Origin of the sequence: Cobetia sp. UCD-24C, from assembly GCF_001306765.1 — a bacterium.
In the GTDB taxonomy this organism is placed as follows: domain Bacteria; phylum Pseudomonadota; class Gammaproteobacteria; order Pseudomonadales; family Halomonadaceae; genus Cobetia; species Cobetia amphilecti.
Window position 1 is genome coordinate 544,592 of the sequence record NZ_LJTD01000004.1, and the last position, 9,367, is coordinate 553,958.

General features: G+C 60.4%; 5 protein-coding genes. 1 reads left to right on the forward strand and 4 read right to left on the reverse strand.

Annotation, left to right across the window (positions count from 1 at the left end):
* The first annotated feature begins 116 nt into the window (after positions 1 to 116).
* Positions 117 to 782 (forward strand): ACP phosphodiesterase, encoded by a 666-nt coding sequence (locus tag AOG28_RS08725; protein WP_054556085.1) that lies wholly within the window; start codon positions 117 to 119, stop codon positions 780 to 782.
* 15 nt (positions 783 to 797) lie between these two features.
* Here the strand turns inward: AOG28_RS08725 and AOG28_RS08730 are convergent, their stop codons facing one another.
* From AOG28_RS08730 to AOG28_RS18430, 4 genes are all read right to left on the reverse strand, one after another.
* Positions 798 to 1,985, reverse strand: coding sequence for an HlyD family efflux transporter periplasmic adaptor subunit (locus AOG28_RS08730; RefSeq protein WP_082388547.1), 1,188 nt, complete (start codon positions 1,983 to 1,985; stop codon positions 798 to 800).
* Positions 1,982 to 4,270 carry a type I secretion system permease/ATPase gene (locus AOG28_RS08735; protein WP_054556086.1) on the reverse strand — a complete coding sequence of 763 codons (2,289 nt, stop codon included), beginning with the start codon at positions 4,268 to 4,270 and terminating at the stop codon, positions 1,982 to 1,984. Before AOG28_RS08735 ends, AOG28_RS08730 begins: the two co-directional genes overlap by 4 nt.
* Entirely contained in the window at positions 4,267 to 5,613 is a 1,347-nt protein-coding gene (locus AOG28_RS08740; RefSeq protein ID WP_054556087.1) for a TolC family protein, read from the reverse strand. The genes AOG28_RS08735 and AOG28_RS08740 overlap by 4 nt, the downstream gene beginning before the upstream one ends.
* A gap of 174 nt (positions 5,614 to 5,787) precedes the next feature.
* Positions 5,788 to 9,339, reverse strand: a complete 3,552-nt coding sequence (locus tag AOG28_RS18430; protein WP_054556088.1) for a beta strand repeat-containing protein — start codon at positions 9,337 to 9,339, stop codon at positions 5,788 to 5,790.
* Positions 9,340 to 9,367: the final 28 nt, after the last annotated feature.

Below are 9,367 nucleotides of genomic sequence, written 5' to 3' on the forward strand. Positions count from 1 at the left end.
ACGGCATCGTGAATCTCGATAGTCAGTAGAGTGGGGAAACAGGAGCAGGGTATGCAGAGCCAGGGCGCACCAGATGAGACCGGTGACAGGATTCGCAAAAGCAGGAGTCTAGCAACTTGAACTTTCTCGGTCATGCACGCCTGAGTCTGGCGGGCAGCGATAACTTCCTGTTTGGCAACCTGATTGCCGATGGCGTGCGCGGCAGTGACCTGAGCGACTGGTCGCCGGAGGTTGAGGCGGGCATCCGCTTTCACCGCCGCTGCGACGCGGTGATCGACGCTCATCCCGAGACACGCTGGTTGTTGACCCAGGTGCCGCCTTCGTCGCGACGTGTCGCCGGCATTGCCCTCGACATGATATGGGATCACCTGCTGGCAGCCGAGATGCACGATGACGATATCGAGCGCCTCTATCGTCTGCTGGCGCGTGAGGAGGTGCCGTCACGCCTGTCGAGCCTCATCGAATGGATTCAGGTGCGCGATGCGCTCAGGCGCTATCGGGAGCTGGAGTTCACGCTCGCGACCATTGCCAGCATCGGCGAGCGCATGACGGCCAGACGCCGCTTACGCCAGACAAGTGATACTTGCCAGACAAGTGATACATGCAAGCCAAGTGATTCACGCAATGGAAGGCATACGCACAGGGTGGGGAGTCTGGATGCAGGCGCCAATCCGCTGGCGGACATGACGCCGTGGCTGGCGGATAACCGCGCGATGCTCGAGGACAGCTTCGCGCGGTTGTGGCCGGACATGCTGGCATTGCGCCAGCCGCCCGCTATCTGACGATCAGCCTTGCGCTCAGCGCAGCTCCAGACGCGTGAAGGGCCTCAGCAGGTAGGAGAGCACGCTGCGCTCGCCGGTCTCGATGTCGACCGTGGCGACCATGCCCGGCTTGATCGGCAGCGTCTCGCCGTTGTGCTCAAGCGCTGCGGTCTCGCTGCTGACCAGCACGCGATAGTAGCTCTCCTCGCCGCGTGGCGTCTCCTCCTCCAGGGTGTCCGAGCTGATGCGTTCGACCTTGCCCTCAAGCGTGCCGTAGACCGCATAGTCGTAGGCACTGATGCGGATCGTCGCCGGCATGCCCGGGGCGATGAAGGCGACATCCTGCGGGCGGATGCGCGTCTCGAACACCAGGGTGTCCTCCAGCGGCGTGATCTGCATGATCTCCTCGCCGGGCGGAATCACCCCACCGCGCGTGGTGATGGCGATGTTGTTGACCACCCCGCGCACCGGCGAGAGCAGCCGGGTACGGTCCAGCTGATCACGGCGCTGCACGCTGGTTTCCTCGAGGGCGGCCAGCTCGGACTTCTTGTCGGCAAGTTCGGCGTAGGCGTCCTGCAGATAGGTGTTGCGGATCTCGGCCTGACGACCGTTGAGCTCGGCGATCTCGCGATCCAGCTTGAGCATCTCCATCTCGCCCACGGCGCGCCGCTTGACCAGCGGACGGATCACCGCGAGCTGACGCTGAGCGGCACTGATTTCCTTGCTGACCGCATTCAGGGCGCTGTCACGCTTCTTGCGCCGAGCCGTGAACAGCTCGCGCTCGGTGGCGGTCAGTGCCTCGTTGTCACGCACTTCCTCGGGGAACTCGATGCTCGACTTGTCCAGCACCTCGGCCTCCAGACGAGCGATGGTGGCACGCAGCGCCTGCGCCTGACTCAGTGATTCCATGTAGGCCGAGCGGAAGCGGGTCTCGTCGATGGCGGCCAGCAGCTGGCCGGCCTCGACGATCTCGCCCTCGCTGACCATCATCTCGTCGAGGATACCGCCTTCGAGACTCTGGATGGTCTGCTGGCGCGAGGAGGGGATGACCTTGGCTTCGCCACGCGCCACCTCATTGACCTCGGCCCAGCTGGCCCAGGCGATGAACAGTGCGATGACCAGGAAGCTGGCCCACAGCAGCGGACGCGACCAGTGGCTTTCCAGCTTCTGGTCCGGCGCGCCCAGCTCGCGTTTGATGAGTTCGGGATCGAAACGCTGGCTCATGAGGCCTCCTGGCGCTGACGGGATGCGGAGGTGGCCGGTGTCTTGCCGGCCGATTGTCTGGCCATGATCTGATCCAGCGGGCCGTCCATGACGCGCTTGCCGTGGCGCAGCACCAGGGCGCGTTCGACCCAGCCGAGCAGTGACTTGCGGTGTGTGGCCAGCACCAGAGTGCGGCCGGCAAGCCAGGGGCCGAGGGTCTTGATGACGTGTTGCTCGGTGGCCTGATCCAGCGAGGCGGTGGGCTCATCCAGCAGCACCACGACCGGGTCCTGCAGGACCAGGCGGGCAAGGCCGAGGCTCTGACGCTGGCCACCGGACAGGCTGTGGCGGTCATGCAGCATCATGTCCAGCCCCAGCGGGTGGCGGCGCACGAAGTCGCCCAGCCCGGTCATCTCGATGACCTCCAGCAGGCGCATGTCGCTGACATCCCGCCCGTCGATGCACAGGTTGTCGCGCAGCGTGCCGCTGAACAGGCTGATGTCCTGCGGCAGATAGCCGATGGCGCGCTGGCGGTCGGCAGGATCGATCTGACTCAGGGCGAGATTGTCGAGGGTCAGCTCGCCACTGGTGGGCGTGAAGTAGCCGGCCAGCAGACGCAGCAGGGTGCTCTTGCCGGCGCCGTTGCCTCCCAGCAGGGCGAGGTGCTCACCGGGCGCGATGCTCAGGCGGTCCAGCGCCAGGGCTTCCGGGGCTTCCTCGTCGTAGCGCCAGTGCAGATTCTCGGCCTGGTAGTGCCCGCGTGCCTGGGCGAGGCGCGCGAAGCGACGATCGCTGGGACGCTCGATGTCGGTCTCCATCAGCGCATCCAGCCCTTCCTTGGCGACCTTGACGTGCTGCCAGCGGCTCAGCAGCGCACTGATCTGCAGGGTCGGGCCGATGGCGCGCGACGAGAGAATCGAACAGGCGATCAGGGCACCGACACTCAACTCGCCAGCCATGATCAGGTAGACCCCGGCGATGATGACGCCGACGTAGGCTAGCTGCTGCATGCCGGTGCCCCAGCTGGTCAGCCAGGCGACGGCGTGGCGGAAGGTGACGCCGCGGTGTGTCTGCTCGGAGGTCAGGCGCTGCCACTGACGGCTGGCATGGCCCTCGGCGCGACAGGCCTTGAGGTTCTCGAGGTTGTCGAGGGTCTCGAGCAGCACTCCATTCTTGACCGCCGATTCGCGCATGCCTTCACGCGACAGGCGTGACAGCCACGGTTGCGCCAGCAGCACGGGAATCAGCATCAACACGATCGCCGCCACCGGCACCCAGACCACCGGGCCACCCAGCAGGGCGATCAGGCCCAGGAACAGCAGCGCGAAGGGTAGATCCCCACAGGCGCCGAGGGTCGAGGCGGTGAAGAACTCGCGGATGGCGTCGAAGTCACGAATCTGGCTGGCCATCGCCCCGGTCGAGCGCGGCTTGGCGGCCAGGCGCATCTGCACGGCGTGGCGGAAGATGTGATCGTTGAGTTCGAGGTCGATCTTCTTGCCCGAGTTCTCGATCAGCTGCGCCCGTAATGCGCGTAACAGCGCTTCCAGCCCGATGGCGAGCATCACGCCGATGCCCAGCGCCCACAGCGTATCGACGGCGCCGGTCGGCACCACCCGGTCATAGACCTGCATCGCGAACAGGGCCGTGGCCACGGCCAGCAGGGCGGCAAGCGAGGAGGACAGCGCGACCTCGGCGAAGACGCGCCAATGCGACTTGAGCCGTGAGGTCAGCCAGTGCCCCTTCCGGGTCTGGCTGTAGCCTTCCGCGCGCTCCAGCGAGATCTCGCCATGCGCAAATAGCGCAATGCCGGCGTAGGCGGCAGCCAGTTCGGCCTGTGGCAGCCAGTAGGCGCCACCGGACAGGGGATCGAGCAGCTTGTAGCCGGGGCCGCTGGGGGTGGTGTCCAAGTCATCGCCTGCCTGGGTGTCGCTCGTGTCGCTGCCCGACTCACTAGATGACTCGCTGCTCGATCCCGTGCTCGACTCGGCAGGCCACTGATGCGAGGCCTCATGGGACAGCAGCACGCGACTGCTGCCGTCTTCCAGCAGCACGACACAGGGCATCAGGCTTTCGGGAATCTCGCTGAGCGGTGCCTGACTCAGGCGCGCGGCGATTCCCTGGCGCGACAGGGCCTGCTCCAGATCCTGCGGCGCCAGTTCACCCTTGGTGAGTGGCATGCCGTGTCGCAGGCGCTCGAGATCGATGCCGTGGCCCTGCAGGCGCAGCAACTGGCGAACGCTCTCCAGCAATGGGTCGGGTTGCGATGTCGCCGTGGCCGAGGAGACGGTGGTCTGTGGGGCGCTCATGGGCTGACTCCCTGGCTGGCATGGTGATGAGAGTGTGGCAGCGAGGTGTGCGCCGTCTCTGGCGGGGTGGCAGCGGCTTCGGCCCGATAAGGCGAGGAGACCAGCGGCAGGGCACCCAGCTGGGTCGCCAGGTCATATTGATCGGTGAGCAGCTGGGTGTTGAGCTCGATCATCTGGCGCCGTGCGGCGAAGATCTCGCTCTCGATGGTCAGCAGGTCCTCGATATTGCGCGAGCCGGTGATGAACTGGTCGCGATAGCTGCTGCGCAGGCGTTCGCCGCTTCGTGCCTGCTGATCCAGCGCCTTGATGCGCGCCTCGACTGCGGGCTGACTCGCTGACAGACGCTTTATCTGGCGGCGCAGCTCGCGGGCGGTGGAGGCGGTCTCGAACTGGGCGGCGGTCAGGCGTGCGCGGTCCGCTTCGGGCTGGCGCAACGGCGTCAGACCCTGGAAGACCGGGGCCTCGATGCGCAGGCCGATGCTGGAGTCGCTGACCATGTCGTCGTTCGACTCATAGCGTGAGCTGGTCGCCTCCAGACGCAACTCCGGCCAGCGCTCGGCCTCGCTCAGGCTCAGGGCGTGGCGCGCGGCATTCTGCTGGCTGACATGACTGCGATAGGCCGGCGCGTTGGTGATGGCGGCATCGGTGGTGGCGGGGTCGCGGGCCAGATCCGCCACGATCGGCAGGGGCGGCGGGGCGCTCAGGGCGACATCCCTGAAGGAGCGGCCGCTGAGTATCTCGAGCTCCTGACGGGCGGTGTCGGCATCGCCCTGCAGGCGCGCCAGCCACTCGCGGGCACTGGCAAGATCAACGGCGGCCCGGTCCAGCTCGACCCGATCCCCATAGCCCGAGAAGGTGCGATCATTGGCCAGCGTCTCGAGGCTTTCGAGCTTCTCGATGTAATCACGTACTCGGCGCATCATGGCGCGGTTGGCCCCGAGATCGATATAGGCGGTGATCGCCTCCTGAGCGATCTCCATGCGGGTCTGATCCAAGGTGTCACGCTCGACATCCCGCTCGGCCTTGCGTTGTTCGACCTCGGCTTCCACCTGACCCCAGTCATAGAGCATCTGGCTCAGCGTGATGCGATAGCCGCCTTCGGTGAAGTTGTCCTCGGTGCCGACGCTGCTTTCCAGACGTGGCCAGTAGCCATCCTCGGCAATCTTGATATCCGTCCCTGCGGCCCGGACATTGGCCCGGGCAGCCTCGATGCGAGGGTCATGGGCAAGCACATCGCTCAGCACGGCGGCGAGATCGCGATTCGTCTGGGCAGTGGCCGGGAGTGATGCTGAAAGCCCGGCGGAGATGGCACAGATGGCGACGCAACGCTTCGTCGCTGGCATGCGCGGAAGTGTTGCCTGTCTGTGGGCAGACGGGCAACGAAATAGGGTGGGCATCATGTGACTCCTTGTCTTCAGAGTGTCCTCTGAAGTGCTGCGTCATCCTGACGCTCTAGTGTTTCTGAATCATGCTTATCATCAAGGGAGGTGCCCCCTCGCGGGGCACCTCGATCAGGCTTATCCGTTGCTAGTATTCACGGTCACGTCTTGATCGATATACAGCGTTGCCTCACCAAGCTGATAAGTATCATACGTCGTGCCGTTGAGCTCGGTCGTTGTCGCGGAGGATGTTGCCCCAGCCGCTTCCACGCTATCGCCTTCATCGCCATCGATATACAGCTCGTTATCACCATCGGTGAGGTTCAATACCGTATCGGCATCGATTTTCAGACTGGTGCCGGTCTCGCTGCTGGCCGAGATATCGAGCACTTCGATGTTGGCCGCAGTATTTACCGGAGCATCCGCATCCAGCAGTGCAGTCAGATCAATGCTTTCCCCAGTATTGTCGAAGCTCAAGGTATCAATACCTACGCCACCATCGACGTCGAAGGTGAGGGTGGATGTCACGATGGTGTCATCGCCATCACCGCCATCGAAGATATTGCTGCCAGCGCCACCGTATAAGGTATCGTCATCACCTCCACCAAACAGTAGATCATTCCCATCGCCGCCACTTGCGATATCGTTGCCATCTCCACCGCGAATCAGGTCGTTGCCGTTCCCACCTGTGAGAGTGTCATCGCCGGCATAGCCGTAGAGCTGCACATCAATCAAGGCAGAGCTTTGATCGATGGTATTGCCGGTCGTATCGCCATCAAAGACTGAGTCATCATTACCGTCCAGCACTCCAATGTCAGCCAGAGATGCCAGGCTTTGTGTTGTGCTGGCGCCATCGGAATCAGTGGCAGTGATGGTGATGGAGTTGAGCACCTCCACATTAGCGATGCCATCGTTTAGCGCTATTGTCGATAGCAGTTCATTGATGGCGAGATTGTCGATATCGCCACCGTCCACGGCTGTGATGGTGATACTGGCTTCGGGAGCCACCAGCCCCAGTAGTCCCGCACGACTCGTGGTTGTGAACTGCAGTCCCAATTCTGCAGCGAGTTCGCTGTTAGCCGTAAATTCTGGGCCGGTAAGTAATGTGCCCCCCACCTCGACACTCAACAATGGCTCGAAGGTGATCGTGACAGATGCCAGATTTCCGTCAGCATCAGTGACGAATACATCGTTCTGTGAAAAATCGATGAGCCCAAGCGCTTCGAGCCCAACAAGTCCAAGTAACTTGCTGCTACTGGCGGTGACTTCAGGTGCAGAGTTTGTCGTTGTGTCCGGCTCTGTACCACCCTGGCCATTGAAGGTGACCTTGCTGCTAGCGGTATCACCATCGCCATCAGTGACCGTGAAGTTTACATCGGAGCTGATATCACCAAAGACCGTAGATGAGTTGGCCTCATCAACGATTAGCTTGCCTTGCTCAAGCAAACCAGCAATGATTTCTTCATCAGTGGTGCTGACGGCAACAAGGTCCACTCCTGCCAAGTCAATGTAATGATTGACTTGGCTTGCATCGTACCCAGAAGAAAATCCACCGCCGGTACTGATGGCGATAATGGTTTTATCCAAGTCAGCATCGTAAGTGATGTGCAAGAAGCTGGTGAGGTTATTGGCAGCATTGCCGAGACGCCACTCTCCTTGCAACATGCCGGAAAGGTCGATGATATCGCCGCCGGCTTCACTCAGGGGCAGGCTGGTATCAAAATCGGTGATGGTGTCGGTCGCGATGCTGCCATCGCTGGTGATTTCATCGCCCGCTTCCCAGCGGAAGACGTCAACTCCAGCGCCGCCGGTAAGTGTATCGTCACCTGTTCCACCGATGATCAGATCACTACCACCACCGCCATTGAGTATAGCACTCCCTTCTCCACCGCGGAGAATATCTGCCTGTGCGCTGCCGGTGATCTCATCGTCGCCAGCGAAGCCATAGAGACGGGAACTGCCTGTTTCTGAGGCTGCAGTCAGTTCTTCTGTGCCCTCAGTATCTTCAAGGACAGTAGCAGTGGTACTGTTGCTACCGTCTAGAACACTCAAGCCAAGCAAACCACTAACATCGGCAGTGTCACTGAGCCCACCACTATCCGTTACTGTGAGAGTTGTTTCGCCAAGTGCTTCAACGTCTATGGCACCATCTGACGTTATGACAACAGTGGCGAGGAATTCATTGAGAATCTGCTGATCAATTATCCCTCCACCCACTTTGGTTATCGTTAGAGTAGAGGCTCCAATCAGGGTAATAGTTCCAACTATCAAAGGTAATGTAATTCCTTTGGGATCAAGGTTGACTGATAATCCAAGCTCGTCAGCAAGCTCTTGCGAATACCCAAGTGTTACATTAGGAGAAAGAATATTTATACCTGCAATTTGTGATTTTTCAATAACCACTTCAGTAATGTTATTGTCAGTATCACTGACACTCAGGTCCTGGGTGTCTGCCAAGTCAATAAGCCCTAGTGCTTCAATATCGACGATGCCCAGTAAGCCGCCTTGGCCGCTTATCGTAGCTTCTGGTGCGCTATTCGGGCTATCGGTAATAGTGGAGTTGCCACTATTGTTATAGGTGTAGGCACCTGTCTCGACGTTGATCGTGAGAGTTTCACCAAGGACGGTTTCTATCGTCAGAAGGCCATCGGTGATAGCAATCGTATTACTGACATCGATATCTATGAGCTCAGAGCTACCACTCACAGTGACGCTTGATAGGTCATCGGATACAGTGAAGGTGACACCATGAATAGTGGTCTGCTGAACATAGCCACCATCCGCACCGAACCCACCATTATCAGCCAGGGCTGAGCCGTCATAGTCAGTACCGAGAGCAGATACGACAACGAACTGGTTCGCTTTAACCGTTGGGGTATCATCCACGATCTTGACGCTGATAGTACTGGAGAGACTGGTGGCTCCATCGACCAGTTGGACATCGACGTAAAAGGTAAGGCTGTCAGCACCATCGAGTTGATGATCAATTCCTTGCTCGATAGTCGTGGTGTAGTTGCCGTTATCATCGATGGTTATTGTGATGGCAGCAGATTCAATACCGGTATCTTCATCGGTATAAAGCGCCTGCAGAATTTTACCATCTTCGCTCAATGACCATTCAAGCTCAACACTGCTTTTTGTCAGAGTTACATCTGTAGGAATAGTTAGAGTAAAGGAAACGGTATCTGACACATTCATATAAGACAGTTGGCCAACGGCTATAGCATCGTCAGCCGCAACAATATCCTCAGTGACTGTAGTACTACCTGTACCGAGAGTCGGTGCTGTTGAGATATCTACCAAGACGGTATTGGAGATAGAGGAACTGTTGCCCGCCACATCGGTAATCACGGCTGTCGCGGCGTAGCTGCTGCCATCGGTCAGGTCGTCGGCGGCAATGGTCACGGCCACGTTGCCGGCCGTGATGTCGTCGGCGTCCAGCTCGACCGACGCGGTGATCACGCTCTCCGCGTCTACGTCGTCGACCAGGGTGACAGTCACGGTGTCACCCGCGACGGCATCCTCGCTGAGGGTGACCGTGGTTTGCAGACCATCGGTCAGCTCCTCGAGGTTCACGCCATTAAGGGCTTCGGTGATGGCCAGCGTCGGCGCAGACGGCGCGGTGATGTCGATGGCGACATCAATGCTGTTCGAGGCATCAGAGCTGTTGCCCGCCACATCGGTAATCACGGCTGTCGCGGCGTAGCTGCTGCCATCG

Excerpts from the sequence above, each read along its gene's own strand:
- AOG28_RS08735 (WP_054556086.1), bottom strand. The coding sequence starts at position 4,270 with ATGAGCGCCCCACAGACCACCGTCTCCTCGGCCACGGCGACATCGCAA.
- AOG28_RS08740 (WP_054556087.1), bottom strand. The coding sequence starts at position 5,613 with ATGCCAGCGACGAAGCGTTGCGTCGCCATCTGTGCCATCTCCGCCGGG.
- AOG28_RS08730 (WP_082388547.1), bottom strand. The coding sequence starts at position 1,985 with ATGAGCCAGCGTTTCGATCCCGAACTCATCAAACGCGAGCTGGGCGCG.